Annotated in this window: 30 protein-coding genes; 13 read left to right on the top strand and 17 right to left on the bottom strand. The window is 40.2% G+C overall.

Annotation, left to right across the window (positions count from 1 at the left end; translation table 11 throughout):
* Positions 1 to 22 precede the first annotated feature (22 nt).
* From LF817_RS02395 to LF817_RS02385, 3 genes are read right to left on the bottom strand one after another with little or no spacing between them, the layout of a single operon-like run.
* Positions 23 to 433: a Fur family transcriptional regulator gene (locus LF817_RS02395; RefSeq protein WP_253934159.1), complete on the bottom strand. Its 411-nt coding sequence runs from the start codon at positions 431 to 433 to the stop codon at positions 23 to 25.
* Entirely contained in the window at positions 430 to 1,287 is an 858-nt protein-coding gene (locus LF817_RS02390; RefSeq protein WP_253934158.1) for a metal ABC transporter permease, read from the bottom strand. The genes LF817_RS02395 and LF817_RS02390 overlap by 4 nt, the downstream gene beginning before the upstream one ends.
* Positions 1,284 to 2,063, bottom strand: a complete 780-nt coding sequence (locus LF817_RS02385) for a metal ABC transporter ATP-binding protein (RefSeq protein ID WP_253934157.1) — start codon at positions 2,061 to 2,063, stop codon at positions 1,284 to 1,286. Before LF817_RS02385 ends, LF817_RS02390 begins: the two co-directional genes overlap by 4 nt.
* Positions 2,064 to 2,250: 187 nt before the next feature.
* Between LF817_RS02385 and LF817_RS02380 the strand changes: the two genes are divergently transcribed.
* Together LF817_RS02380 and LF817_RS02375 are read left to right on the top strand one after the other, a co-directional pair.
* Positions 2,251 to 3,243, top strand: coding sequence for a permease (locus LF817_RS02380; protein WP_253934156.1), 993 nt, complete (start codon positions 2,251 to 2,253; stop codon positions 3,241 to 3,243).
* Positions 3,244 to 3,255: 12 nt separating this feature from the next.
* Positions 3,256 to 4,149, top strand: coding sequence for a TIGR03943 family putative permease subunit (locus LF817_RS02375; protein ID WP_253934155.1), 894 nt, complete (start codon positions 3,256 to 3,258; stop codon positions 4,147 to 4,149).
* Positions 4,150 to 4,257: 108 nt separating this feature from the next.
* Here LF817_RS02375 and LF817_RS02370 read toward each other — a convergent pair whose 3' ends face one another.
* The 6 genes from LF817_RS02370 to LF817_RS02345 all read right to left on the bottom strand — a co-directional run bounded on the left by LF817_RS02370 (position 4,258) and on the right by LF817_RS02345 (position 9,640).
* Positions 4,258 to 5,451 carry an FAD/NAD(P)-binding protein gene (locus tag LF817_RS02370; protein WP_253934154.1) on the bottom strand — a complete coding sequence of 398 codons (1,194 nt, stop codon included), beginning with the start codon at positions 5,449 to 5,451 and terminating at the stop codon, positions 4,258 to 4,260.
* A 133-nt stretch (positions 5,452 to 5,584) separates the two neighbouring features.
* Entirely contained in the window at positions 5,585 to 6,277 is a 693-nt protein-coding gene (locus LF817_RS02365) for an amino acid ABC transporter permease (RefSeq protein WP_253934153.1), read from the bottom strand.
* A 12-nt stretch (positions 6,278 to 6,289) separates the two neighbouring features.
* Positions 6,290 to 7,168, bottom strand: coding sequence for a transporter substrate-binding domain-containing protein (locus LF817_RS02360; protein WP_253934152.1), 879 nt, complete (start codon positions 7,166 to 7,168; stop codon positions 6,290 to 6,292).
* Positions 7,169 to 7,973: 805 nt separating this feature from the next.
* On the bottom strand, positions 7,974 to 8,804 hold the full coding sequence (locus LF817_RS02355; RefSeq protein WP_256558143.1) for a YihY/virulence factor BrkB family protein: 831 nt from the start codon (positions 8,802 to 8,804) through the stop codon (positions 7,974 to 7,976).
* Between the two features lie 30 nt (positions 8,805 to 8,834).
* On the bottom strand, positions 8,835 to 9,164 hold the full coding sequence (locus tag LF817_RS02350; protein WP_253934151.1) for a YtxH domain-containing protein: 330 nt from the start codon (positions 9,162 to 9,164) through the stop codon (positions 8,835 to 8,837).
* Positions 9,164 to 9,640, bottom strand: coding sequence for a low molecular weight protein-tyrosine-phosphatase (locus tag LF817_RS02345; protein WP_253934150.1), 477 nt, complete (start codon positions 9,638 to 9,640; stop codon positions 9,164 to 9,166). Before LF817_RS02345 ends, LF817_RS02350 begins: the two co-directional genes overlap by 1 nt.
* A 502-nt stretch (positions 9,641 to 10,142) precedes the next feature.
* On the opposite strand from LF817_RS02345, the gene LF817_RS02340 reads away from it, so the two are divergent.
* Positions 10,143 to 11,522, top strand: a complete 1,380-nt coding sequence (locus tag LF817_RS02340; RefSeq protein WP_253934149.1) for an alanine/glycine:cation symporter family protein — start codon at positions 10,143 to 10,145, stop codon at positions 11,520 to 11,522.
* A gap of 20 nt (positions 11,523 to 11,542) precedes the next feature.
* Here the strand turns inward: LF817_RS02340 and LF817_RS02335 are convergent, their stop codons facing one another.
* The 5 genes from LF817_RS02335 to LF817_RS02315 all read right to left on the bottom strand — a co-directional run bounded on the left by LF817_RS02335 (position 11,543) and on the right by LF817_RS02315 (position 16,096).
* Positions 11,543 to 13,378 (bottom strand): putative bifunctional diguanylate cyclase/phosphodiesterase, encoded by a 1,836-nt coding sequence (locus LF817_RS02335; RefSeq protein WP_253934148.1) that lies wholly within the window; start codon positions 13,376 to 13,378, stop codon positions 11,543 to 11,545.
* A gap of 259 nt (positions 13,379 to 13,637) precedes the next feature.
* Positions 13,638 to 14,303 carry an SOS response-associated peptidase gene (locus LF817_RS02330; protein WP_253934147.1) on the bottom strand — a complete coding sequence of 222 codons (666 nt, stop codon included), beginning with the start codon at positions 14,301 to 14,303 and terminating at the stop codon, positions 13,638 to 13,640.
* A gap of 28 nt (positions 14,304 to 14,331) precedes the next feature.
* Positions 14,332 to 14,703: a DnaJ family domain-containing protein gene (locus LF817_RS02325; RefSeq protein ID WP_253934146.1), complete on the bottom strand. Its 372-nt coding sequence runs from the start codon at positions 14,701 to 14,703 to the stop codon at positions 14,332 to 14,334.
* A gap of 18 nt (positions 14,704 to 14,721) precedes the next feature.
* On the bottom strand, positions 14,722 to 15,360 hold the full coding sequence (locus LF817_RS02320; protein ID WP_253934145.1) for an MOSC domain-containing protein: 639 nt from the start codon (positions 15,358 to 15,360) through the stop codon (positions 14,722 to 14,724).
* Complete coding sequence (locus tag LF817_RS02315) at positions 15,350 to 16,096, bottom strand: YkgJ family cysteine cluster protein (RefSeq protein ID WP_253934144.1); 747 nt, start codon at positions 16,094 to 16,096, stop codon at positions 15,350 to 15,352. Before LF817_RS02315 ends, LF817_RS02320 begins: the two co-directional genes overlap by 11 nt.
* A gap of 165 nt (positions 16,097 to 16,261) precedes the next feature.
* Here LF817_RS02315 and mreBH point away from each other — a divergent pair, with 165 nt between their 5' ends.
* The 5 genes from mreBH (at position 16,262) to LF817_RS02290 (ending at position 19,459) form a co-directional block, all read left to right on the top strand.
* The gene (mreBH, locus tag LF817_RS02310; RefSeq protein ID WP_253934143.1) at positions 16,262 to 17,269 is read left to right on the top strand and encodes a rod-share determining protein MreBH; all 1,008 of its coding nucleotides are present in this window, start codon (positions 16,262 to 16,264) and stop codon (positions 17,267 to 17,269) included.
* A 170-nt stretch (positions 17,270 to 17,439) separates the two neighbouring features.
* Positions 17,440 to 17,733, top strand: a complete 294-nt coding sequence (locus tag LF817_RS02305) for a hypothetical protein (RefSeq protein WP_253934142.1) — start codon at positions 17,440 to 17,442, stop codon at positions 17,731 to 17,733.
* A 17-nt stretch (positions 17,734 to 17,750) separates the two neighbouring features.
* The gene (locus LF817_RS02300; RefSeq protein WP_253934141.1) at positions 17,751 to 18,119 is read left to right on the top strand and encodes a DUF1428 family protein; all 369 of its coding nucleotides are present in this window, start codon (positions 17,751 to 17,753) and stop codon (positions 18,117 to 18,119) included.
* A gap of 105 nt (positions 18,120 to 18,224) precedes the next feature.
* Complete coding sequence (locus LF817_RS02295; RefSeq protein WP_253934140.1) at positions 18,225 to 18,515, top strand: DUF1428 domain-containing protein; 291 nt, start codon at positions 18,225 to 18,227, stop codon at positions 18,513 to 18,515.
* 23 nt (positions 18,516 to 18,538) lie between these two features.
* Entirely contained in the window at positions 18,539 to 19,459 is a 921-nt protein-coding gene (locus tag LF817_RS02290) for a ketopantoate reductase family protein (protein ID WP_253934139.1), read from the top strand.
* 33 nt (positions 19,460 to 19,492) lie between these two features.
* Here the strand turns inward: LF817_RS02290 and LF817_RS02285 are convergent, their stop codons facing one another.
* Complete coding sequence (locus LF817_RS02285) at positions 19,493 to 20,068, bottom strand: M15 family metallopeptidase (protein ID WP_371924983.1); 576 nt, start codon at positions 20,066 to 20,068, stop codon at positions 19,493 to 19,495.
* Positions 20,069 to 20,194: 126 nt separating this feature from the next.
* Between LF817_RS02285 and LF817_RS02280 the strand changes: the two genes are divergently transcribed.
* The 4 genes from LF817_RS02280 (at position 20,195) to LF817_RS02265 (ending at position 23,014) form a co-directional block, all read left to right on the top strand.
* Complete coding sequence (locus LF817_RS02280) at positions 20,195 to 20,866, top strand: hypothetical protein (RefSeq protein ID WP_253934138.1); 672 nt, start codon at positions 20,195 to 20,197, stop codon at positions 20,864 to 20,866.
* Positions 20,867 to 20,983: 117 nt separating this feature from the next.
* Positions 20,984 to 21,193, top strand: coding sequence for a hypothetical protein (locus LF817_RS02275; RefSeq protein WP_253934137.1), 210 nt, complete (start codon positions 20,984 to 20,986; stop codon positions 21,191 to 21,193).
* A 14-nt stretch (positions 21,194 to 21,207) separates the two neighbouring features.
* Positions 21,208 to 22,200, top strand: a complete 993-nt coding sequence (locus LF817_RS02270) for an acrylyl-CoA reductase family protein (RefSeq protein WP_253934136.1) — start codon at positions 21,208 to 21,210, stop codon at positions 22,198 to 22,200.
* Positions 22,201 to 22,627: 427 nt separating this feature from the next.
* Entirely contained in the window at positions 22,628 to 23,014 is a 387-nt protein-coding gene (locus LF817_RS02265) for a hypothetical protein (protein WP_253934135.1), read from the top strand.
* Positions 23,015 to 23,563: 549 nt separating this feature from the next.
* On the opposite strand, the gene LF817_RS02260 is transcribed toward LF817_RS02265, so the two are convergent.
* Both LF817_RS02260 and LF817_RS02255 read right to left on the bottom strand, forming a co-directional pair.
* Positions 23,564 to 23,758, bottom strand: a complete 195-nt coding sequence (locus LF817_RS02260) for a YwbE family protein (protein WP_253934134.1) — start codon at positions 23,756 to 23,758, stop codon at positions 23,564 to 23,566.
* A gap of 206 nt (positions 23,759 to 23,964) precedes the next feature.
* Positions 23,965 to 24,417 (bottom strand): DUF2188 domain-containing protein, encoded by a 453-nt coding sequence (locus LF817_RS02255; RefSeq protein WP_253934133.1) that lies wholly within the window; start codon positions 24,415 to 24,417, stop codon positions 23,965 to 23,967.
* Between the two features lie 256 nt (positions 24,418 to 24,673).
* On the opposite strand from LF817_RS02255, the gene glnA reads away from it, so the two are divergent.
* The gene (glnA, locus tag LF817_RS02250; RefSeq protein ID WP_253934132.1) at positions 24,674 to 25,984 is read left to right on the top strand and encodes a type I glutamate--ammonia ligase; all 1,311 of its coding nucleotides are present in this window, start codon (positions 24,674 to 24,676) and stop codon (positions 25,982 to 25,984) included.
* Positions 25,985 to 26,022 lie beyond the last annotated feature (38 nt).

Raw genomic sequence — 26,022 nt, 5'->3', positions numbered from 1 at the left:
TGTTATAGACCTCTTTCCCACTTTAACTGCAAACAGGACACTTGCCGTAAATCTCAAATTTGTGATTTTCAATATCATATCCTTTTAAATTCTCGTTGATGCTTTCCATAGGGCAAAATTCAATTGACTTCGTTTTGCCACAGTCTGTACATATAAAATGATGATGGTGGCCCTGTGTACCGCAGCCTAACCGGAAATGCTTTTCCCCGCCTAGCTCGGTAGCTTCCAGAATTTCTTCATCCGTAAGCAGGTAAAGATTTCTGTAAATCGTGTCATAACTCACACCTGGAAAGTCTTCCTGAATTTCTTTCAAGATGGACTTCGCTGCAATATATTGGTCTTGTTTAACGAAAATCTCAAGGATTCTTTCTCTCTGACGAGTCCGCTTATAGCCTTTTTCTTTCAGTTTTTGCAGTGCTGTTTCTAAGTTCATACTGTTTCACCCTTTATATAGAGCTGATTTCTTACCCTTTTATATATGATGGACATAATCAATACTAAGATAGCAATGACGACAATCGTTCCTCCTGGTGGAACACTAAGTTGATAAGAAGATATCAAACCAAAAATAACCGAGAACTCTCCAAATGCGATCGATAGTCCAATCGTCTGTTTAAAGCTGGAAGCTATTCTCAAAGCAGCGGCTACCGGAAGCGTCATCAAAGCGGAAACGAGCAGAATACCAACAACTTGCATGGAGGAAGCTATTACTAAAGCAACCATAATAATAAATAATAAATGAATCCCTCGTCCATTCACGCCAGTGATCGAAGCATGTTCTTCATCAAATGATAGTACGAATAATTCCTTATAAAATAATATCACTATCGTAAGTACAGCAAGGGTTATGCCCAAAACCGTCCACATGCTGGATCGACTGACGGCAGTCACGCTTCCAAATAAATAACTGAATAAATCTGTGTTAAATCCATCCGCTAATGAAATAAGGATGACACCAACACCTATCCCGCCTGATAAGATAATAGGAATAGCAAGTTCTTCGTAGTGTTTATAAAGCTTTCTCAACTTTTCAATGAGGATTGCGCCTCCCACGGAAAAGACCATTCCCATATAAATCGGGTTCAACTCATTGATACCGGTCACTCGTTTTTCAAGCAATAGACTGGCTGCGATCCCTGTCAGCGTAATATGCGAAAGAGCGTCAGCAATCAGGGAAAGACGCCTGACAACGATGAAGACACCTAATAGAGGAGCTACAAGACCGATAAGAATTCCTGTAATGGCTGCATTCTGTAAAAAATCGTATTGGATAAAACTCTCAATCATGGTCTGATCTCCTCATGATCATGATTATGGGTCAACTGCTGAACAGAATGACCATAAAGTCGATTGAGGTCTTCATCGTCAAACTCCTTATATTCTTCTGAAGCTCCGTGAAAGTGTATCGTCTTATTCATACATACGACGTGCGTGGCATGTTCAGTAATTGTACCGATATCATGAGTAACCATTAACAATGAAATGCCTTTATCTTGATTGAGCTTTCCTAATAAATCGTAAAAGGCTGTCACATGCTTAGCATCCACCCCTACTGTCGGTTCATCAAGTATAAGCAGGGAAGGATCGCTTACTAAGGCACGGGCGATAAATACACGCTGCTGCTGGCCTCCTGATAATTCTCCGATATTGGTATTCGCGTATTCTTCCATTTCAACCGTTCTTAAGGCTTCAAGCGCTTTTTCTTTATGCTTACGATTAAAGAATTTGAATGCACCGATTCGAGAAACCAACCCTGTTTTGACTACCTCCAGAACTGTTGCCGGAAAACCAGAATTAAAGCTATTGGCTTTTTGCGAAACAAAACCAATTTCTTCCCATTGATTAAACTGCTTAATAGGCTTGCCAAAAATTTTCACAGTACCTTTATCTGGTTTGACTATACCCAGCATAAGCTTAATCAATGTTGATTTACCTGAACCATTAGGACCGACAAGACCTAAGAACTGTCCTCGTTCAATGGAAAGGTCAATATTCTCTACCACTGTTTCTCTATCATATTTAAATGAAATATCGTCCATCTCTACTATTTTATTAAAATTCATGAAAGATCCCTCTCGAAATAATAATGATTACGAATAAAATTATAATACGTTCATACATTGAAGTAAATGATATTGATTTTTTGCCCTATTGACAAATGAATGTTTTCAGGCAAAATTAATAAAGTCTTTTCAATACGTAACTATTACGATTACCAACTATACTACATGTATCAGAGGAGGACAAGCATTGTACCAAGAGAACACTTCGAATTACAAGTGGGGTTATATACTCCTGTTTTTATTTTTTCTAATTTTTATTTATGGAGACCTGCTCCCTTCCACTTTGATTACTGATATTTCACCTGCAATACTTGATATGAATACGATTTTTCTAAGTATCGTGCTGGAAGCGATCCCCTTTGTATTACTCGGCGTATTTGTCTCCGCGCTCATCCAGACTTTCGTAAAAGAAGAGACGTTAGCGCGATTCATCCCATCACAACCCATCTTAGCTCTTCTTCCCGCAGTCACGATTGGCGCCATTTTTCCTGTCTGTGAATGTGCGATTGTTCCTATTGTCCGACGCTTGATTCAAAAAGGCATGCCATTACATGTAGGGATCGTTATCCTGGTATCAGCCCCTATACTTAACCCTATTGTTTTTTTATCAACCTTTTACGCGTTTCAAACCGACTTGACCGTAGCCTGGGCAAGAATGGGAATCGCGCTTGTCGTTTCCTTGATTATCGGCGGCATCGTATACTCACGATTCGGAAACAGCTGGCAGTTAAAAGAAGAAAAAGGGCTTATTACTCACGGCCCCCATAGCTATCGCAACCGCTTATCGGAAACTTTCCATCATGCCAGCGATGAATTTTTTGATATGGGAAAATTCTTGATCATTGGTGCCTTATTAGCAAGTGTGATCCAAACGTTTATGGCAAGGGACTTATTGTCAGACGTCGGAAGTGGTTTTCTTGCTGGGCCTGCTGTCATGATGGGACTCGCATACTTCCTTTCCCTGTGTTCAGAGGCCGACGCATTTGTCGCTTCTTCATTCAAAGGTCTTTTTTCCACCAGTTCACTCCTGGCATTTCTCGTCTATGGGCCTATGACCGATTTAAAAAATACGATATTGATGGCTGCATATTTCCGTAAGCGTTTCGTTCTTTCCTTCATTATCATCGTAACGATCGTCGTCTATACAGTCACTCTATTGTTCGATCTATTTTACTTGTAAGGAGGTACTCTTATGGACAGGAACTCTCATTATTTTGTAAGAAGTGTCATATTATTAGGGTTTGGATTATTCATAATCAAACTGCTCATTTCTGGTGATATCTATAAATTCATCGCCCCCCGGATGATGCCTTATATGTATTTCGCGCTGTCTGTCATCGCCGTATTAGGAATGATTCAATTCTTCAGAAGTGGAACTGAAGATGAACAGGCATGTGATTGTGGACATACTCATGACCTTTCAATTTCCAAAGGACGCTCCCTGTTCGTTTATTCACTGTTCATCATCCCAATCGTTTCTGGGATGATGTTTTCCGATCATGTGCTGGGCAGCTCACAAGCCATGAATAAAGGCTTTAAATATGAACTGAGATCAAGTTCACCCTCTGAAGAATATGACAAATCTGAAGCATCTTCCCCCGAAGATGGAGTAGTATCTGAAGAATCAGATGATTTATTAGAGGATCCCGCCATACTATCAGTGAGCGATCGTTATCCAGAGCTTCAGAAAGAATTCCAAGCAGCTACATCCTTCACTCTCACAGAAGATAATTATATTGGCTCAATTTCACTTTTAGAAGACCAAGCGGACGACTACGTGGGAAAAGAAGTTAAAATGAATGGATTCGTCTTCCGTGAAGACGGATTCCCTGAAGACCGGATGGTAGTCGGAAGATTCGGAATCAGCTGCTGCGTGGCGGATGGAGGCATTTATGGACTTTTAGTTCAAGGAGACAGTCAAAATTTAAGCGAATTTAAAAATGATACGTGGGTAGAGGTTACGGGAATCGTCAAAAAAGTAGAACACAACAATTGGGAACTTCCTTTGATTGAACCCACTTCTATCAAAAAAATTGAAATTCCAGCGGAACCTTATGTTTATGAAGAATTTGAATTTAGTGGTTAACCCCTTTTAAAAAAGCTTCCAAAATTCTGTTAAGTAAGCAAAACCACTGAGAAATTGTAAAGGTTTCTCAGTGGTTTTTTATTTCAATCCCTGCAGCCTACTTAAAAGCTAAGCTTTAATAGAGTTCGCATTCATTTGATACTGTAATAGTCGCTCCGCTACTTTCTTTGCACCTGATATATTTCTGGATACAGGCCCGATTTCTAATTCAGCCAAAGCGCCGCCTACATGGAGGCACGGAGCCCATTGCAAATTTTCGTCGACGACCGGGAAACCACATTCTGCACAGGAGAGACGTTCGCGGCTTATCACTCCGTGCAGCCATTCTTTTTCTGGAAGTTCAGGTGTCGATCCTGTAGCTAGCACAATAGACTTGAAATGCTGGCTCTTCCCACTTTGGAATGCCACGTCAACCCCACCCCCTCTATCAGCTACATCTTTTATAGAACTCGAAACAGTTTGAATTTTCCCCTCTTCTTCCATCCGCTTCAACCGCAAAAAGACATCACGGTTTAGAGAACCCTTAAACCGCGCTTTTTTAATCATATCTCTTCTATTTGAAAAGCTTTTCTGCTTTTCAAATTTAGACAAGTATTTTGGCCCAAGCCACCCCGGGTCGCTATCAAAATCATGGACCCTGAATGGATGGCGCTTAATTAAGTGCACTTGACCCGGATACTTCTTACCGAATTTTATAGCAAGATGAGCAGCTGAAATACCACCACCTATAACAGCTATAGGTGGATCCTCTTTGAATTTTTCATACTTTTCCTCATCAAACAAATGCACACACCTTTCCTGGTGCTTGTGCAATTGATCATACCAACCAGGGTATAAAGGCTGATCATTGACTCCCATCGCTAATAAAACATGTTCACTCTGAATATGATCACCATTTACAAGCGAAATAGACCATCCTTCTTTATTTCGAATAAGGTCTTCCACTGTCCCTTGATACCATGATTTGGACCAATTTATCTCCTCCATTAGCGAAATGCTGTGCTCATTGAATAATTGTAAAGAAGGGCGTTTATATCTTCCTTTTAAATGATGTTTTCTATCCGTTTCCTCCGCATACTTCTGTAAGGCAAAAGGATCCGTGCTTATGTGGTGAACGGATGGAGATCTTAAATAATCCATACCAATAGTTCCGGTCAACTTTTCCCAGCGCCGTAAAGGCCTTTCGTGAGGATCTATTATAACGAGGTCTTCATTTCTGATTTTGCCTTTTTTTAATAGATAGTAAGCAGCAGTACAACCATGAAGACCTCCCCCAATAATCGTCCATTTCTTAATTGACATAAACTCCGCCCCTTAAATAGTAATCATTACTTTTTAAAATTATAATCATTCTGCGTCAACTTGTAAACAGTATTCATTACACTTTAACCACAATAAAAAAACCGCCCTCAACAAAAGAGGGCGGCAGAACAATCTACAAATATCTATTATATCTTCGTTCCAAATACTCCTGGAGCGCGGAAAACACCATAGTTAAAGGCCAATATATCAATGCAGCCAATATATACAGCGTCATGGAATCATTCGTCCGACCGGCGACAATCTGTGCTTTATTCAAAATCTCGGGCACTGAGATCATTGCAGCAAGAGAAGTTGCTTTAAGGAGATCAAGAAAAACGTTCGCCAAAGGTGGAATTGCAATTCTCGTGGCCTGAGGTACTATTATTCTTCTCATGCTCTGCCAATAACTGAATCCAAGCGCTCGGGCAGACTCCCATTGACCATGGGCTACACTGGCCAAAGAGGATCGGTTGATTTCAGCAATATACGCGGCACTGTTTGTACCAAAGCCAATAATCGCTGCGGTAGGCCCCGTCAAAGTAATCCCTAATACGGGCAAACCGAAATACAAGACAAATAAATAGACAAGAATCGGTGTACCTCTCATAAATGAAATATACACCCTTGCCGGCCACCTTAGTAAACGATGGCTCGATCTGCGAGCTAAAGCAAGAAAAAATCCTAATACAAGTCCGATCAGCATCCCTATAATAGCTACCAATATTGTATAAGGTACACCTTGTAATACGAAAGGAAGGTTTTCCCATGCTCGCTCTGGTTCAAATAATTTCTCTATGTTAACTTCCCTAATGTCAATTGAGAACATAACTGCTCACCCTTAAATGTCAAGACCTTCAATCTCTTCAGCATCTACATCAGGTTCTTCAGAAGCGTCCTGCCCACCATAGAATTCTTCTGAGATCTCAGTCAAGGTTCCATCTTCTCTCATCTCATTAAGTTTTTCATCGACTTTTTCTTTCAATTCGTCTTCTCCTTCAGGCATGACAATTCCAGATTCTTTCGGATGAAATTGCAGATCTGGATGGATCGTCACCTCTAACTCAGGTAAAGCCTCTAATGCAAGGGATTGCAGGTAATAATCATTAATGATCAAATCTGTACGTCCATTTTCTACATCACGTAAGTAAACATCGTTCGTAACATTACCATAAGACTTGATTTCAGCTCCAAAGTGCTCGGCAATCTGTGCATACACTGTAGTTGCACCTCCACCATGAACTTTGCCTTCTATGTCTTCAAGAGATTCTATACCTGAAAGGTCATCTTCTCTTACTACCATTGTGGAGTAAGAGTGTTTGTAAGGTTCACTGAAAGTGAAGCTTTCCTGCCTTTCCTCCGTAATTTCCATATCGTTCATCACCATATCCACACGGCCGCTTTCGATTGAAGACAGGAGCCCATCTACACCGTATTCTTCAAAAGAAAGGTCCACCTCTAAGCGATCAGCAAGCTCTTTCATAATCTCCACATCGTATCCAGTCAGTTCATCTGAATCCTCTGGATAAAAAGATGCTGGATAAAGCGTACCAGATGTACCTACTACCAGCTCGCCCTCCTCTTGAATTTCATCCCATTTTGAGGTCTCAGAGCTGGAATCACCTTCTCCTCCTGAAGAATCTTCCTCATTCTCTGAACCGCAAGCTATCAGAACTACGGCAAGCGTAAGTATAAGTATTGATAAAAGCCATTTTTTCACGTTTGTCTTCCACCTTCCTGTTTAAATTTCATACTTAACCAATATAGCAACAGGACGGCTATAATATCAACCTGAACGCTTTGTTTTTTAACGGTTCTTTTTTAAAAGCCTTTGTTAAAGATCCGTGTTGATATTCATATAAGCTCCCTTTAGTGGAAGACTCAGTTTCAAGATGTTTGGACTGTTTCCGCCACAAAAATAGAGCTTGAAGGTCCGGGAAATCACTCGCTTTCCATGGGCGTACGGTGAGCTTCCTCGGGCTGACGCCCTCCGGGATCTCACCCTGTACTGTCATCCCATAGGAGTCTCGCAATTTCCCGGCCTTTTTGCTTTTGTGAGGATAACGGAAACATAATATGCGCTGCTTCACATAATAAATAACGGCTTTTGAATAATAACCGGTGAGACTTTTGTATGCAAAGGTGCTTGATAATTACCTTAAAGTGCAGAGGATCTTAGAACTAACCTAGATCAGTGGAGTTTGATGCTCCTATTAGTATTATCAAAGTCTTTTTCAAGCGATTTCGAGAGTACATCTTTAGTGAGGGGCGGCGGGGAATGGGGAGACTCCTGTGGGAAGAGAGTGCTTGGTGAGATCCCGCAGGACGGGACGTCCGAGGAAGCTCACCGCGCTCCCACGGAAAGCGAGTCATTCCCCGCCGCCCTGATCCACTTACCAAATGTCTCGAAACCGAGTCTTCCACTATCCTGCCATATTGTTGCATAACTCACTTATCAATATCAACAACCACCTTTAACATAGCTTTTTTTAAAAAACAAAATAAGCCACCTCATAGAGGCTGGCTCAAGTTTGTTGAAACGGATGACGGTTCTTATGTTTTTTATGGATAAGTGCATTGATCTCCCCACCGATTAATATGACAACACCAGAAAGGTAAAACCAGATCATAAGGACAATGACCCCGCCTAAGCTTCCATATGCAGCAGAATAGTTACCCAAATTCTCAACATAGAAAGAAAAAAGCAGTGATACTAACTGCCAGCCAACCGTTGCGAATAATGCTCCTAAAGTGATCTCTTTTAATTTCATCGGCTGGTCAGGAGCCATGAAATATAAAAAGGATAAAACGATGAAAAAGATGACAGAGGAGATAACCCAGCGTAGAGTGTCCCAAATTTGAAGAAAATCCTCAGATAAACCGAACATCGAAAAAACGTACACTCCTATTGCGCTTCCTAGGACTGGCAATAAGAAAGCTACGCCAATCACTATGATCATAGCCACCGTCAACAAAATGGAAATCATCCTGGAAACTATAAAAGAACGTTTTTCACGTGTATGATGGGCCCGATTGAAAGCTTTGATCAGCGTATTGACACCATTAGAGGCAGCCCATAACGTACCGATAATACTCACAGAAAGAAGCCCACTATTACGTTCACTGAGAATCTGGGTAAGATTCTCAGATATCAGTTCATAGGTATCTGATGGCGCATAAGTACTTAGAAAAACAAGGGCACGGTTTTCATCAATATTCAAGTAACCAAGAAGCGTAATCAAAAATATCATGAAAGGAAAAAGCGACAATAGGAAGAAGTAAGCTAATTGAGCTGCAGATCCCGGAACGTCATTATCACCTATTTGTTTAAACAGCTCTTTTACGAATGTAACCAAGTCTACAATCTCCCCCTCGCCCTTAAATGATTATGAAGCTTCTTTAGAATTGTCTACCGATTCTAATTTATTATTCACCTTCTCGTCCATCTCTCCTATCTTATTCAATGCTTCTTCAGTCTTTTTTAGAAGTACTAATAATTCATCGATTCCTTTATTCAATTTTCGGGAAAATGTTTCATAATTCACCCTTACAGAATGAATGGCCTCAGAAGGCTGATTCACGTAGCTTCGGCAAGAAGTACTTGCCCCTTTTGTTTTTGTTACGACGTAACTGCGCGTCTCTTTATCAAGAAGCATTAACGCCCCTCCTATTACTGCTCCAGCCAAAACACCTTTTAATAAATTACTTTCAGCCATTAAGATTCCTCCTTAAAATTTTTGTTTTTTATATGTTGGACTAACCTTTGACACCCTGAATGAATCAATTCATAAACATAGTCGAAGTTTCCAGTGAAATAAGGGTCCGGGACATCTTTACTTTCATTATCGTCTACAAAATCCATAAATAGACGAACCTCGACTCCGTTTTTCTCACGTATCGCCTTCAAATCACTTAAGTTCTGTTGATCTAAAGCAATAATATAATCGTATCGGTCCCAATCTGCCGGATCCACTTGCCTTGCTGTCATTCCACTATAGGAAATATCATGTTCATCAAGTATCTCCCTCGTACCTTTATGCGGTATTTTGCCGATATGCCAATGTCCGATTCCAGCAGAATCCACGAGCACCTTTTCAGACATCCCTTCATCATCGATGAGTCTCCGAAACACAGCCTCCGCCATGGGTGAACGACAAATATTACCTAAACATACAAATAAAACTCTGATCATCCTTATCCTCCCCCATCATAAACAAATCATTTCAAATAAATTATATCATGAAATGTGCAGGTGCCTCGACAGACACGACCAGCATAAGTAAGAAACTGGAGACGGATGGGGTTTCCCTCCTCGCAATTGGTATTTGGCTGCGTTAATAAGGTACAGGTGTATAGTGCTTATAAATATAAAAAATGATAAATATATTCTATTAATTTTAACCTAATTCTCTAGTTGTTAAACCGACGTTTTACAACTATATTTGTAAATTAGCTTGACAATTACATATAATTTTCGGAATATTTTATATATATCCATATTATTGAATTCGGCTCTGTTAAATGAGATTGTTAATATTTCTATCGATGTTTAGGATTTCATTCATCATGCTAATAGTAAATTAGAAAAAACTGCAGTAATTGATCTATTTCTTTCTACATGATAATGGGGTCAGAAAATTACATCCGATGAATAAACACTAAGTTTTACAGAGCTAAAAAAAGAGGGGGATTTTATGGGAGAACTAGGTGTTATACAAAACTTCTTAAGCTCAGCCAGTTCATTTGTATGGGGGCCAGTACTACTGATTTTACTAGTTGGTACCGGCATATACTTAACCTTAAGACTGGGCTTCCTGCAGTTCAAAACTTTACCTTACGCTTTGAAACTTGCATTTAAGCCTGGAAAAACACAAAAAAAAGAAGAAGGAGACATCTCACATTACCAGGCTTTGACGACTGCACTAGCAGCAACCATCGGGACTGGTAATATTGCCGGGGTCGCGACAGCCGTCGTTCTTGGGGGACCTGGTGCTGTGTTCTGGATGTGGATTACCGCTATTTTCGGAATGGCCACCAAATACGCTGAAGCGATCTTAGCGGTGAAATATCGTGTAACCGGGAAAGATGGCAAAATGTCCGGCGGACCGATGTATTATCTCGAAAGAGGACTCAAACAGAAGTGGCTCGCTGTTCTATTTGCAATATTTGGCGCATTTGCAGCGTTTGGAATTGGTAATATGGTCCAGTCCAACACAGTATCGGACGTTATGGACTCCACTTTTAGTGTTAACCCATGGATTACAGGGATACTCTTAACTATCTTTGCGGCGCTCGTCATCTTAGGTGGGATTAAAGGAATCGGAAAAGTCACCGCATTTTTTGTACCTATCATGGCCGTTTTTTATGTTCTTGGCGCACTCATTATTATTTTCTTAAATTTCGATTTAGTACCTGAGGCTTTTGGAATCATATTTACGGATGCCTTTACAGGTGAAGCTGTCGGTGGAGGGATTCTCGGTACTGTTATTCGCTTCGGTGTAGCACGAGGGGTCTTCTCGAATGAGGCTGGTTTAGGTTCTGCACCTATTGCAGCCGCTGCAGCGCGAACTGACTACCCTGGCAGACAGGCACTTGTTTCAATGACCCAGGTTTTTATCGATACAATTATTGTCTGTACGATGACAGGGCTTACTATTGTCATGGCTGGTCAATACGGAAATGGCGAGTTGGACGGAGCTGACCTGACGACTAGCGCTTTCCAAGTATTCCTTGGTGATTTAGGGATGTATATCGTTACAATAGGAGTTATATTCTTCGCCTTCTCTACAATTGTCGGCTGGTCCTATTATGGGGAGAAGTGTTTCGGTTACTTAACCGGAGACCGAGGCATTCCTTTTTATAAGGCAATTTTCGTTTTATTCGTCCTCGTTGGAGCCGTTGCCCAGCTTGACACGGTTTGGTTATTCGCTGACGTCATGAACGGTCTTATGGCCTTTCCAAACTTGATTGGTCTTCTGCTTCTATCTGGTGTAGTAGCTGCTGAGACGAATAAGTTCCTGAAAGTAGCGAAACAAGAAAAAGAGGAAGAAAAAAGAGCACGTTACAACAGTTGAGCTTAACTAAACCCGCCCCTTCACTGAAGGTTCGGGTTTTTATTATGTCTGTATTTTGAACTTTTTGAAAGGAATTCCCTTATTTCATTCGGTGGAAGAGGTTTGCTGAAATAGTAGCCTTGGTAGGATTCACATTGATTCTCTCTTAAAAAAGTAAGCACATTTTCACATTCTACCCCTTCAGCTACAACACCGAGTTTAAAGGCATCCGCCATTTGGATGATGGCCTTGACAATTTCGGCATCACTCGGGCCTGTTTTTACACTTTTAATGAATGTTTGATCAATTTTTAAGTTATGAATCGGAAACTGTCTTAAATAACTGAGGGAAGAGTATCCTGTTCCGAAATCATCTATAGAAAGCGTGACTCCCATGCTTTTCAATTCCTGCATCGTACGGATACATTCAGTAGAATTTTGCATGACACTATTTTCTGTAACTTCGATTTCTAAATAAGATGACGGCAAATTATTTTGTTCGAGAACCTTTTTAACTTTATTTGAATAATTCTCCTGCTGGATTTCAGTAGCTGATACATTGACCGCAACTCTTTCTGCAGCAAAACCTTGTTTCAGCCATTCTTTAGTTTGACGGCACGCTTCGCCCATCACCCACTCGTCTATCTGAGAAATCATGCCAGCTTCTTCAGCAAGGGGGATGAATTCTCCCGGGGAGATCCATCCATTTTCTGCATGATTCCATCTGACCAATGCCTCAATGCCGTTTATTCCACCAGTCCTAACGTCCACTTTTGGTTGGTAGTGAAGTGTTAGTTCGTTATTTAAAATAGCTTTTCGTAAAGAACTTTCTAAAGAAAGCAGGTGATTGTAAGACTTATTCATATCATCTGAATACAAAAGCACATGATCCCTTCCGCGGACTTTACAATATTGCTTAGCTATATCCGCTTGTCCTAAGATTTTCTGAGATGTTTGACTCCCTTTACCAGAGGTAGAGACACCTATACTGAGCGTCAGAAAAATTTCTTTCTCTTTCAAGTATATGGGAGGTCTAGCCCGTTCGAGGATCTTGTGCCCAAATTCCATGATTCTAGAAAGAGACAACTCCCCCTGGATGATGAAGATGAATTCATCACCTGTGAGCCTATAGAGTTCAATATTAGGTTCGAGACAGTCTTTTAGACGTTCAGCGATTTTCTGGATGACTTGATCACCTGTTACGTAACCGAGTGCATCGTTTACGTTTTTGAACCGATCCAAATCACAGTACATGACAGTGACCGGATGATGCTCGGAAGAATTTTCGATTAAATTTTCCAAGTCTGCGTGTAATTTGCGCAGGTTCGGTAAATCGGTTAATGGATCGTGATAAGCCATATGTCTGATCGTAGTTTCAGCTTTTTCATACATTGTGATTTCGACAGTACTTCCGATAATTTCTGTGACTTCCCCTTTTTCACTGATCGGAGAAAGTGTCGTATAAAAGAACCTTCCTTTATAGCGGTGTTTATATGATAAGGATTCCCCTGAAAAAGCTCTTTCATATTGACTGGCATAGAAAAGAGACTGATTATGTCCGAACAACTCCTTCAATGATTTGTTTGCGACATACCGGGTGGTCAGCCCAATTTCATGAGCAAGCTTACCTTCAAACAGGGGATAATAATACTCGTTACTCTCTTTATCATACCGCACTTTAAAAACAAGGTTTACCAAAGCATCGATCGTCCTTGAGTAATCGGCTGTCACTTGATCCAATTTCTTTATTTCTTCTAATTTGTAATCATTGAATCTCTGTAAAGCTCTTCTGTAAGAGGGATCTGAGGAGAATTGTAGTAAGGAGTCATACAAATTATTATATTCTGAGGAATGATGCACAGGATCGAAATTAGACATAAAAACAGCCTCCGATTACATACGACTTATTTTGTAATTATACATGATAAAAAAACAGAGTTCTACAATTTACACCAGCCAGCAAACTACGATCACAGCCTTATTTCACCTGTACGGAGTAATTCGATTGGAGCTTGAAAGCACTGCACGATGGAGCAGGGATCCTGCAAGATCTAGCAATTTATTAACCAGGCTCCGCTAGTTTTATATGTAACGAAACCCATTACCTCAGAATCCACCCCCAGCAATGGTGACTAACTCAACTTAGCGTTCGGATACATTCCGGGCCTTCGTTTTTTGCAGAGTTTACGTACGTGCTTACTTCATTTGCTTCAAGTTCTTCCATCGTCAGTTTATTTATAAAATCATGGGCATCTTCTGGCTTTAATGTTGATGGCGCGATCCACTCAGATTGACTATTTTTTGGAAGGATGACGGGCATCCGATCATGGATACTTTCCATGAAGGCATTGGCCTCCCTTGTTAAAATCGTACACGTGAAACGTTCCTCCTCCTGAGTTTTCCATTGGTCCCATAATCCCGCAAAAGTGAATAGCTTTCTATCTGTGGGCTTAATTCTATAAGGCTGTTTTATTTTATCTTTACGTTTCCATTCATAAAAACTATCTGCAATGATTAAGCAACGCTTCTTGGCCATCAGGTTTTTAAAACTGGGTTTCTTGTGAGCTGTTTCACTTCGGGCATTGATCATCTTATAGCCAATTTTGGGATCTTTGGCCCACGATGGAACAAGCCCCCAGTACATATAGCCCGCACGATTCTTCTCTCCATCGTTTATAACCGCCAATACTTTTTGACCTGGAGCAATATTATACCTTTGTTCGAATTCTGGAATAGGGGAATTCAGTTCGAACTCATTCCTAATATCCCTCTCATCAACCGTAAGTGTAAACCTTCCACACATCTATAAAACCTCCCGCACAAAGCGTTATTCACCATCCAAATTTACGTTCGATCTTGCTGCTATACTGGCGAAAAGCTTGAGAACTTTGAAGCTTCCTCTTTTCCATCAGCATATTGTACCTCAACTTCTTTTCAGTAAGCTGAACATTCCACCTTGAAGTTTCTTCACACTTTTCGCTCTCTGCTATTAATTGCTCTAACTGTACAATTTCTTTTTTTAGCTGCATCTCTTCCGGAAGTATATTAGCATTTTTTAAAATGCGATAGCTATTTCGCAAGTCGTCTGGCACATAAGCTAGATCATCCTTAGGCAGCGGTTTCCCTTTTCCTGGTAAATGATCAAAATCCCCCTGCTTAATAGACGCTCTAATCTTTTCTTCAACCAAATGACCTAAATCCATAAGTTCTCCTCCTCTCATTTAAAGCAAACGTCGTTCATAAGCAAGACGATCTTCTAAAGGGAGAGCTTTTACTTGCAGAATCCTATTGATCTTTTCTTGATTCATCGGATCATTATAGAGTACATCATTGACGTCTGCTATTGTGACACTTTCAGGTCCAGACGATTTCAAAATAAGTTGATCACCAGCCTGAATAAAACCTTCGCGCAGTACTCTTAGGTAAAATCCTGTAAAACCCGTTTCCTTAACTAGTTTAGGAAAACCTTCGATGCCATGAGTGCGAGCTATGATATAGCAAGGTTTCCTCGGCTTGGTTACTTGAAGCTCAGCTTCACCAATAGTAAATATATCCCCTATATTCGTTGTCCGCTCATCAATACCTTCTACCGTTATATTTTCTCCAAAAGAAGGAAATGGAAACCTCTTGTCATACTCTTTTTCAAAATACTTATAGTGCTGTGCAGGATATAGACAGACAGCCTGATCTACCCCGCCATGATTCTCTTTATCTGCTTGTTCATCTCCAGTAAAATTCAACTCGTTCAAATAAACTGGCTCAAACACCGGCTTTTTACGATAAGCGCTCGTAATTTCTCCTTTGTCCGTATCATACCGTTCAGGTCTCCCCACATTTAAAGATACAAGCTTATACTTCATGCAGCGTCCCCTCTCTCCACTTTTGAACCCAGGCGGGCAAATAATCATAGCTCCAGGCATCACTTGGATAGTCTATAAATAATTCTTCTCCATTTTCATACAACACTTGCACTAGTTCATTTACGGCTCCAAAATAGTAATCATAAAGAAATTCATAGCTGAATGGTTCTTTCGGAAGATGATTTTCTGCACAGACTTGAGGATCGGAATAGTTCAAATACGTTCTGCAAGGAATCGGGCGGACCTCATACGCCATACAGGCTTGTGTGGTTGGATCAAGCATCGGACAAGGCATATTCAGCTTCTTGTAATCAAGTTTCGTTGATTCGTCCGTAAAATCCATAGATAATGCTTGTTTTAATTTATTTTTTTGGTCTTGGAAGTATCTGTCCCAATGGTCATAAATGGCCTGTTTTCTTTTTTGGGGGAAATTTTTTATAGACTGAAACAACATCTTCGCTTCCATTTCACTAGTAATTATAGGAAAATAACAACAGAAGGCACACCCTTTGAAACAGCTAGCTTCCATATTTGAAAACTGCTCCATTCTGCTGATTTCCTGGTCCACTTCTGAAAGTAGTCTTTGAAACCCGTTCAGTATCACGTCCTCCGTATTTAGTTCACTATTTAATAACTCGTCAACTATATCGTCAAAAAAAATCGGGTCCAGTTCATAGGATTGATTGATTTTAGTTGATTTTTCAATGATTTCTTGGTGTTTTAAATACCGTTCCATCTGTAAAAACTCCTTTGCTTCTGTTATCCATAGTATACACGCGTATGGGCATGATCGACCACCAGTTCACAGCACCAAATAATTCTTTTTGGTTCGACCCCCACAAAAAAAAGTTAGTTCAAGAAACTTATATAAGAATCTGTCATAAATTTGGAGGTACGCTACATGTTTTCAACTGCAGAGATAGGAATAGATTTAGGTACAGCTAACATACTTATATATTCAAAGTCTAAGGGAATTCTTTTAAATGAGCCATCTGTTGTTGCTTATAACACAGAAACTAAAAGTGTGGTTGCCGTAGGAAAAGAAGCGAAGGAAATGATAGGTAAGACGCCGAGGAATATCATTCCTGTAAGACCGCTGCGAGATGGAGTCATCGCAGATTATGATATGACGGCTCAAATGCTGAAGGAACTTATGAAAAAAGTAAGCAGCAAGTCCGGTGTATCCATGCGTAAACCAACGGTAGTAATCTGTACGCCATCAGGCTCTACCTCTGTTGAACGCCGTGCCATCCACAATGCCGTAAAAAGTTATGGTGCTAAACAAGTACACTTGATTGAAGAACCGATCGCCGCTGCCATAGGTGCAGACCTTCCTGTAGATGAACCTGTAGCTAACGTCATCATTGATATCGGCGGCGGAACAAGTGAAGTCGCTATCATCTCATTTGGCGGAGTTGTATCTTGCCGTTCGATCCGTATGGGTGGAGATGTTATGGATGAAGAAATCATTCAATATGTCCGTAAATCTTATAACGTATTGATTGGTGAAAGAACAGCGGAACAAATCAAAATGGAAATCGGCTACGCCTTGGTAGAACACCCTGAAGAAAAAATGGATGTTCGCGGAAGAGATATGGTAACAGGTCTCCCTAAAACAATCGAGCTTTCTTCCACTGAAATCCAGTCGGCCCTTAAAGAGTCACTTGAGCAATTGCTCGAAACTATCAGAGCTACTTTAGAAGACTGCCCGCCGGAATTAAGCGGGGATATCGTCGACCACGGGGTAATTCTTACGGGAGGCGGAGCCCTTTTGAAAGGGATGCAGGAGTGGTTATCCCAGGAAATTTCCGTTCCTGTCCATATGGCACCAAGTCCTCTTGAATCAGTAGCGATTGGAACTGGACGCTCTATTAAGATGATTCAGAAGCTTGAAAAAGCCGCTAAATAAACTCACATTAGTAGACATGAGACCGTCAATCTAATAATATCCAAGTAAGAAAGACTTTCCAATTACGGTTAGTCTTTTTTGCTATGTTGAAATTAGAGGGTTTTTAGAATACGATGGCGAATATAGAAACATATAAGCCAAATACACTTTAAAGGAGTAATGATATAAATATGAATAGGACCACTCTTCTAAAATGGATTTCAGGGGTTTTAGAGGGTTTGCTTGCTATTCCTCTAGCTGGAGGAACTTTTATTGTCAGCATGTCATGGACCCCTTTGCTGTTCATGTTCGCCCTCCATACCATTACCTTGATTTTATCCATTAAAGATTCTAAATTCAGTGCAGGCAGTATTTTAGGGATGATTACGAGCTTTGTTGGAGCTATCCCTATTATCGGCTGGATTATGCATACAATTACAGCCCTAGTCTTACTAATCGATGCAGCCATTGAAACAAAGAATTAATATTCTACTTAAACGGGGTGATTATTATATTTGTTTCACTATATATAGTTAGAGTTCATAAAGACGATTTACACCGCTTCACCAAGATAGCCCAAAAAGCAAAACCGCTCATTCGTTCTTACGGCGGGGAACCTTTTTTGTATCAGGAAGATGCACTTACAGGAAGGCACGGCTCTATGGGACTTCTGAATCTCTTTGAGCTGCAGGATGGAGAAGTGGTTTTTCTAGGAAAAGTGATTTTCCCATCCAAAGAAGACTATACACAAGGCATGGAAGGTATTAAACAAGACGACTTGCTCAAGCACCTATATGAACAACTTGCCGAATTTATTGACTTTACTTCACTCATCACCTCCACTTTTTATGATGCTGAGTCGGAAGTGTAGGGCTGATTTAGAATGCAGTCCACAAAAAAAGGAGGGCGTATAGCCATATTTACTATTATCTGTTTTTTCCGAGTGAAAAAAGATCGTGCCCAGAGATTCGTTAAGATGGCTAATAAAACTGGTGATATTCTATTATCTCACGGTACCCTTGAACACACAGTATACTTACCGAACGAACTGACAGGTGAACAAGGGTCTATGGGAATCCTTAACCTGTTCGAGTTAGAGGAGGATGAAGATTTAATACTTGGTCAATCAGTGTATAAAGACGAAGACCACTATTATGAAGTGATGAAAAAGACAGGATCAAATGATATGATTCACTATTTGAACGATCACATTAAAGACATTGTAGAGATGAATAAAGTCATAACGTCTAAGTTCAAGTTAGTTTAATTTCTTCGCAGGAGGAATGTTACATGAAAATAGTAGTATTAGGAGCCGGCGCATTAGGCGCATACTATGGTGCGCGCTGGCAGGAAGCAGGCCATGAAGTAGTCTACCTGGTTCGTGAAGGACGAGCTGAACAATTAAAAGATAACGGCTTGACTATATATAGCGAATTGGGAGATTATCAAGTACCTGATGTACAAATAGCAAAGGATCCCGAAGAAGTAGAGGGAGCAGATTTAGTCTTCTTATCTGTTAAAGGCTATCATCTTCATGGAACCATCGAGTGGCTGAAGCAGCTCGTACAACAGGGCGCAAAGGTCTTTCCTGTTCTAAATGGGATAGAGCATTTACCTATCCTGCAAAAAGAGCTTGGGGAGGAAGCTGTCATAGGCGGTCTAGCTTATATCATTGCCACATTGGATGACAAAGGGCACGTCATTCACTCAAGTCCATTTCACGACCTCGTATTCGGACCGCTGCACCCCTCTCAGCAAAGTCTCTGCGAAGAGCTGAGCCTCGCTTGTAATCAAGCGAACATGAGCGGTAGACAAAGCCCGCATATTTTAGAGGATATGTGGAGTAAGTACATGTTCATCACGGCTTTCTCAGGGATCACTACGTCGACAAACCTCTCGATTGGTGATGTGAAAAAGACTCCTCAAACGTTAGGAATAGCTAAACGAGTACTGGAAGAGATGAAATCTCTGGCAAACGCCCATGAGATTGAAATAACGCAGGAGCAAGTAGAAAATGCATTTGAACGTCTTAAAGGTCTGGATCACGAGATGACCTCTTCTATGCATCAAGACCGAAGGAAAGGACTGCCACTTGAAGTGGAACACCTGCATGGAGGAGCCCTTCGTCTAGGGGACGACCGCGATGTTGCCCTTCCTTATATTCAGACGATTCATGCTATGATCAAACCATTTGAAAGTGGAAAGATTTAATAAAGCCAGTTGACTTCAAGTCAACTGGCTTTTCTATGATTCACTGATTGGCTCTGCTTTTGGTCTTTTTCCATTCTTCAATTCTCTTATACTCAGTCCAAAATCCATTTGAAAATGAGGATAATCTTTAAAAGACCGCCAATCCCCGCCCCATTCAAACCCCAGTCCTTTAGCTATATCGACGACTTCCATCCAGTCCGCTTCCCCGTTATCATTGCCATCACGCTCCATATCCCACACCACTCTTTCATCTTCATTCAGCAAAGCAAAATCTATGGCAAGTCCATAATTGTGATAGGATTCTCCCCCATCCGCATTCGTCACCACTTCCCCATCTGTTGACCTTCCCTGCTCATATATTTTTTCCTGCTCTTCTATCGAACGCACTTCTTCCGTGATGACCACTTCTATTCCTATACTTTCCGCTTCGTCGACCAGCTGATTTTTCTTCCGTTCTACAGTAGGATGAAGGTCAGATGGGAGCTCTCCCTCCTCTACATAAAAACTATTATCTCGTCTATCCTGGATTTCAATTAATGTATATAAAAGCGTGCCGCCTGCTGTAGTAATGAACAAAAACCATACCGTCCGATTAAAAATTTTCCTCACCCTGCACGCCCCTTTTAATTTTTATAGGTATGCTAATTTTATCACATGAGATAATTTTCAACAGGATTCGATATTATGATATCAATGATATAATAGTTTTACATTTTTAAATCAGGAGGAATAGAAATGGCAGTATTTGCTGACAAAAGTACAAAACAAGTAATCTATGAACTCCTGATGCTCGGCCTGGCCGCATTTTCTGTAGCGACAATTTGGCAGCAAAATGAATATGATAGTTATATAGTCTGGGGGACGTGGAGTATCTTTTTCGTTGATTTCATTTATAGATTTTATAACTCCTCCAAAAAATGGGATTTTATAAAGAAAAACCCTTTCATAGTAATAGCAGCGATTCCTTTAGATGCTATTTTCCAATTCGCCAGATTTGCTAGAATCCTTCACCTACTAAGGTTGAAGTCTATTACCAAATATTATACGATGCCATTTATAAAATTTCTGAAAAGACAGCACTTATCCTACGTCATGGGGCTTACTGCAATCATCACTTTCATTTTAATCATTCCTATGAAGAATATTGAAGACAATCTGAACAGCTACCCTGAGACTCTATGGCACTCTCTGAGAGCTCTCACATTTTTCGGAAGGGCAGGCTTTGAACCAGAAACTATTGTAGGTCACGTTATTGTGGTTGTTTTCACCATTTTCGGAGTTATATTACATGGCCTGATATTAAGTATTGCCATTAATTTTATAATGGAAATAACATTCATTAAAAATTTAACCAGTAAGTGGAAAGGCGAAACGAAAGATAAAAAATGTCATAATAATGAATCGTAATTAAACCTCTGCTCACAAGCATAGGTTTTTTAAATTCCCCGCTTAAAATTAAATCTAAACTGTTTAAAATGATCCAGAAAAAGGAACACGGTTTATATCTATTATGGAGGTGTTTCTGTGACAGATGATAAAAACAAAGCTAATTACAGTTCAGATGAAATAGAAAGAAAGCTCAAAGAAGAAGAAAAAAGACCTGAAGACCCTGTCCCTGATAAGGATATGCGGAAAGAGGAAAAGGAAGTAGAAAGAGGCCGCACCTCAAAAAATGACTCCTCTACAGAAGAAAAATATGATGAAGATTTAAAAAATAAAAAGTCTAATAAGTAATAGGAGTGTTCATAATGTCTAAGTTCCAAGCTTATCAGATCGCCCAAAAGGAAAATGGGGATATAGAAGGAAAAATTGAGAATATCGCAAAAAAAGAACTGTCCGACAGCGAAGTATTCATTAAAGTTCATTACTCCAGCGTTAACTACAAAGACGGGATGGTTTCCACCCCAAACAATCCACTAGTGAAAAAATATCCAATAATCCCTGGAATTGACCTTTCAGGAGAAGTTGAAGAATCAAATGATCCCCGGTTTAAAAAGGGAGACAAGGTAATTGCCACTAGCTATGAAATCGGAGTAAACCATCATGGGGGTTACAGTGAGTATGCAAGTGTTCCAGCAGAATGGGTTGTCTCCCTCCCTGAAGGTTTGACCCTTGAAGAGGCTATGATCTATGGAACTGCCGGATTCACAGCTGCACTGTCTGTACACGAGCTGGAGCAGTCAGGACTTAAGCCGGAAAACGGTCCTGTATTAGTCACTGGAGCTACAGGTGGTGTAGGCAGCATGGCTATAGCCTTGCTCGCTAAAAGAGGCTATAACGTAGAAGCAAGCACAGGAAGTCTTGAACACACGGAGTACTTAAAAGAATTAGGAGCTGAAAAAGTTCTTACACGTGAAGATGTATATGATGGAAAACTTAAACCGATTGCAAGTGAACGCTGGGCCGCAGCCGTCGATCCAGTTGGAGGCGAACAATTAGCTTCCATTATCAGTCATTTACAGTACAACGGTTCGGTAGCCGTAAGTGGATTGACAGGAGGAACAAAAATTCCAACAGAAGTTTATCCTTTCATTTTACGGGGTACTAGTCTTATTGGTATTGACTCCGTCTATTGCCCAATGGAGAAAAGAAAGAAAATCTGGCATCGATTAGCCAACGATATGAAGACTACTCATTCCTTCGACCAATTGAAATCGGTCATCAACCTGGAAGAAGTACCAAGTACGTTGGAAGCTATTCTACATGGTGAAACACGCGGGCGTACTATAGTGAAGCTATAGTACAGTATCGTCATTGTAATTAAACTTTATAAGCAGCAGCCAATACATGTTGACATAAACTTATCTATAGGTTATAGTTTTATATTAGTGCCTTCGCTAAAGGTAAATCGGAAATGAAAGAGTGATGTGTATGAGACTGGCATTCTGCTACGTTTTATCACGACTTAATCACACTGGATCAGCTTCGGAGCTGTAAGGATGCAATAGAGGTAGGGATTGCGTCGTTTAAGTTGATAAAAACTACCATGTAGAACGAACCGCGGCAATATGGGTTCTTTCCCCCTTGCATCTTCTTGCAAGTAATCAACGAAAGAAAAATTCATTAATCCGAAAAAATCTATTCAAGCGGGTCAGACGACGGTCTGGCTCGCTTTTCCATTTTAATCCATGATACGATGAGTGAAAGTACTCTTAAGGAGGTCTTCCATTGACTGACTATTTAAAGAAAATCGAGCCCACAGATGTCAGATTCCTCATTGATCTGAGTGAAATTAAAGAAATGGTTCAACTCATGCTTGGGAATTTGAAAGAGCATTTACAAGTGGAACTTGGTTTCGATAAGATTGAAGATTCTTATAATACAACAATAGTTCGCCTGTTAATCAACTTAAAGGAAAATAATGTTCTTACGAATGAGCAGCATATGGAGCTTCTTGATAAAGGATTCTCTGCAGGTGATGAACCTTTCAAAAATGGGGATCAAGTACTTTACAACATTTTCGGGCACGACTACTCCATCATTTCTGTCACTAAAGATGAAGATGGGGATTTCATCACTATAGAAATGCCTTATGAAGCATTTAAAAATCGTTAAATAGAACTTGCAATAAATATTAATACCAACCTTAGAACACTTAAAGAGCTTGGAGATCCTATGTGACTCTAAGCTTTTTAAGTATTTTAGTTTATTCGATTAAAGCTCTCTTTAGTGGAAGACTCAGTTTCGAGATGTTTGGACTGTTTCCGTTATGTTTAACAGAGGTAAGAGCTCCGGGAAATCACTCCCTTTCCGTGGGAGCGCAGTGAGCCTCCTCGAGCTTCGCTCTCCGGGGTCTCACCAAGCACTCTTTTCCCACAGGAGTCTCGCGATTTCCTGGAGCTCTTTACGATGATTAGCAGCTCGGAAACGCTTTTGATATAACATTATAATCTACGAACCGAGAAGAGCCTCTCTCCTTAACTAATAAATCTAAACGCTGAAGGTTATTACCACCCATGTCGCTATCCTGGCAGTTAACAGAACATTAAACACTTTACTACTCTTTAAAAAGTTCATCCATCGCCTTTAGACAAATTCAATAACAGTACATAATCGATTTCTTATGTTTTTTATATCATTCCTTAAATTTATCTGAACTGCCTATTATGAATGAATGTTTTTGACTCTCCCTACCTGGCCGTCCTCTAAACGAACTTTAATCCCGTGGGGGTGGGTGGGAGATTTAGTCAATAAATCTTTAACCACTCCTCGGGTTAACTGTCCGCTTCTCTGATCTTTCTTCAATACGATATCGACTTCCAGCCCCGGTCTGATATCTTTTCTGTTTTCTCCGCTCATCATGTATCCTCCTACTTTCTATTATAGCCATCATATCATGTCCACAAATTGATATGTGTGAACTTTTATAAATAAACATCGTAGAACATTTCATAAAAGCTATGTTAATACATAACCATGATTAAACAATAGAAAAATCAACAAATTTTTTGGTACAACTATCATAAAAAAAGACACCCAAACCATGGGCATCATTTAATATTATTTCATTCATATGAGGTCTGGTTTTGGATCGTTCCATCTTTTTTATGAATGATCGCTTTCGTCCCTTTATTTTTAGCGATTTCCTTGGCTCTTTCTACGGCATCCTGCTTATTCTTAAATACATAAGACGCTCTCTTTGCATCTTCTGCCTGTACAGCCCATCCATCTTCATGCGATACAACATGTTCACCTTTATCTAACAATTCAGGTCTAGTCGAACTCGAATCTCCATCCGTGCTTCGTAAACTATTATCCGACATATTCCTCACTTGATCGATTTCACTTTTGCTCGCACTGTCGTACCATTCTTTAGCCTGCTCAGTAGCGATCGGTATAGCGCGTCCTTCATCGTACCCTTCATCTATCATGGCATTAGCGATCTCTATAGCTTTTTTACGAACCGTCTCATTCAGATTTTTCAAAGAGCTAGGGTAATCGTTAGTATCCCAAGGCATAAAAAAACACTCCTTAAACTTATTTTTCATCATTTACCTCTATAGACTTTAATTTAAACCAATTTTAATCGTCAAAAATGTTAATTTTTCAACATTAATTAGTTTTAAATATTTTTTTTAGGGAAAAATTTAAGAGATTGTTAGAAATCAGCGACGTTTTATGTTAGAATTCCTAACATGAGATAATTTAGAGATTTCAGATAATTCATTTTGCACTAAAATCTCAAAAATAAAAAAAAGGTGAGGGTAAATAATTATGGCTTATACGAAGGAGTCAATCAAGCAAGTTGTAAATGAAGAAAAAGTTGAATTCATTCGCTTAGAATTCACGGACATGCTAGGAGACACAAAAAACGTAGAACTACCTATTGAAGAACTAGAAACAGTTCTAGAAAACGAAGCTATGTTTGACAGTTCCTCCATCTCAGGATTCTCGGATATTCAAGAAAGTGACATGTATCTTTATCCCGATCTAGATACATTCCTTATTTTACCTCAGGAGATGGACGAAGATCCTATAGCCCGATTTATTTGTGACATTTACACTCCAGATGGCGAACCTTTTGAAGGTGACCCGCGTTATATTCTGAAAAGAGCCATGAAAGAAGCTCATGACCTTGGATATACTGTTAATGTTGGACCTGAACCAGAATTCTTCTTATTCAAACTTAATGATGAAGGCTATCCTGTCAGAAAAATGAATGACCGAGCAGGGTATTTCGATGCCTCTCCAAAAGATAAAGGCGACAACGTACGTCGTGATATCGTACGTACACTCAAAAAGATTGGATTTGAAATGGAAGCTTCTCACCACGAAGTAGCTAAAGGGCAGCACGAGATCAATTTCCGCTTTGATGAAATGCTGAAAACCGCTGATAACATCCAAACGTTCAAAAACGTAGTTAAAGATGTTGCAACGAACCATGAATACCATGCGACGTTCATGCCTAAACCGGTAACTGCGGATAATGGTTCAGGTATGCACTGCCACCTTTCCTTATTCCAAGACGGGGATAGCGCGTTTTATGACAACGGTACAGAGGATGAGATTTCTCAAACGATGAAACATTTCATGGCGGGAATCCTCCACCATGCCAACGGAATCGCAGCTATTACAAACCCTAACGTCAACTCTTACAAGCGTCTTGTACCAGGATATGAAGCTCCTGTAAGCAGAGCTTGGTCTCACTCAAACCGAAGCTGTATGATTCGCGTACCGACTACTCGTGGATTGGGTACACGCTTTGAAGTACGTAACCCTGATCCAACAGCTAACCCTTATTTAGCTCTTGCCGTTCTAATTCAAGCTGGACTTGAAGGAATCCGCAACAAGATGGATCCAGGTGAAGCTGAATCCCGTAACTTATATGAAGTTACTGACGACAGTGTCCCTACACTACCAACAAACCTTAAGGAAGCTCTATCTGCTCTTAAGAAAGATAAAGTTCTTATGGATGCCCTTGGAGAGCACACTTCAAGAGTATATATTGAAGAGAAAGAAGAAGAATGGACGGAATATTCCCTGCAAGTCAGCCAATGGGAATTAGATCACTATATGAGTAAATAAGCTTCTCCCCTTTTTCCTGTATATATTGCAGGAAAAAG

The sequence above is a fragment of the Halobacillus sp. A1 genome (genome assembly GCF_024189295.1).
Classification (GTDB): Bacteria; Bacillota; Bacilli; order Bacillales; family Halobacillaceae; genus Halobacillus_A.
This window is presented reverse-complemented; position numbering and strand designations above follow the sequence as displayed.

Coding starts and splice junctions, on each gene's coding strand:
- LF817_RS02270 (WP_253934136.1), top strand. CDS start 21,208: ATGTCTAAGTTCCAAGCTTATCAGATCGCCCAAAAGGAAAATGGGGAT.
- mreBH (WP_253934143.1), top strand. CDS start 16,262: ATGTTTTCAACTGCAGAGATAGGAATAGATTTAGGTACAGCTAACATA.
- LF817_RS02395 (WP_253934159.1), bottom strand. CDS start 433: ATGAACTTAGAAACAGCACTGCAAAAACTGAAAGAAAAAGGCTATAAG.
- LF817_RS02385 (WP_253934157.1), bottom strand. CDS start 2,063: ATGAATTTTAATAAAATAGTAGAGATGGACGATATTTCATTTAAATAT.
- glnA (WP_253934132.1), top strand. CDS start 24,674: ATGGCTTATACGAAGGAGTCAATCAAGCAAGTTGTAAATGAAGAAAAA.
- LF817_RS02340 (WP_253934149.1), top strand. CDS start 10,143: ATGGGAGAACTAGGTGTTATACAAAACTTCTTAAGCTCAGCCAGTTCA.
- LF817_RS02295 (WP_253934140.1), top strand. CDS start 18,225: ATGGCTAATAAAACTGGTGATATTCTATTATCTCACGGTACCCTTGAA.
- LF817_RS02365 (WP_253934153.1), bottom strand. CDS start 6,277: ATGTTCTCAATTGACATTAGGGAAGTTAACATAGAGAAATTATTTGAA.
- LF817_RS02260 (WP_253934134.1), bottom strand. CDS start 23,758: ATGAGCGGAGAAAACAGAAAAGATATCAGACCGGGGCTGGAAGTCGAT.
- LF817_RS02345 (WP_253934150.1), bottom strand. CDS start 9,640: ATGATCAGAGTTTTATTTGTATGTTTAGGTAATATTTGTCGTTCACCC.
- LF817_RS02325 (WP_253934146.1), bottom strand. CDS start 14,703: ATGGATTTAGGTCATTTGGTTGAAGAAAAGATTAGAGCGTCTATTAAG.
- LF817_RS02315 (WP_253934144.1), bottom strand. CDS start 16,096: ATGGAACGGTATTTAAAACACCAAGAAATCATTGAAAAATCAACTAAA.
- LF817_RS02305 (WP_253934142.1), top strand. CDS start 17,440: ATGAATAGGACCACTCTTCTAAAATGGATTTCAGGGGTTTTAGAGGGT.
- LF817_RS02370 (WP_253934154.1), bottom strand. CDS start 5,451: ATGTCAATTAAGAAATGGACGATTATTGGGGGAGGTCTTCATGGTTGT.
- LF817_RS02335 (WP_253934148.1), bottom strand. CDS start 13,378: ATGTCTAATTTCGATCCTGTGCATCATTCCTCAGAATATAATAATTTG.
- LF817_RS02330 (WP_253934147.1), bottom strand. CDS start 14,303: ATGTGTGGAAGGTTTACACTTACGGTTGATGAGAGGGATATTAGGAAT.
- LF817_RS02375 (WP_253934155.1), top strand. CDS start 3,256: ATGGACAGGAACTCTCATTATTTTGTAAGAAGTGTCATATTATTAGGG.
- LF817_RS02255 (WP_253934133.1), bottom strand. CDS start 24,417: ATGCCTTGGGATACTAACGATTACCCTAGCTCTTTGAAAAATCTGAAT.
- LF817_RS02280 (WP_253934138.1), top strand. CDS start 20,195: ATGGCAGTATTTGCTGACAAAAGTACAAAACAAGTAATCTATGAACTC.
- LF817_RS02390 (WP_253934158.1), bottom strand. CDS start 1,287: ATGATTGAGAGTTTTATCCAATACGATTTTTTACAGAATGCAGCCATT.
- LF817_RS02350 (WP_253934151.1), bottom strand. CDS start 9,164: ATGGCTGAAAGTAATTTATTAAAAGGTGTTTTGGCTGGAGCAGTAATA.
- LF817_RS02290 (WP_253934139.1), top strand. CDS start 18,539: ATGAAAATAGTAGTATTAGGAGCCGGCGCATTAGGCGCATACTATGGT.
- LF817_RS02320 (WP_253934145.1), bottom strand. CDS start 15,360: ATGAAGTATAAGCTTGTATCTTTAAATGTGGGGAGACCTGAACGGTAT.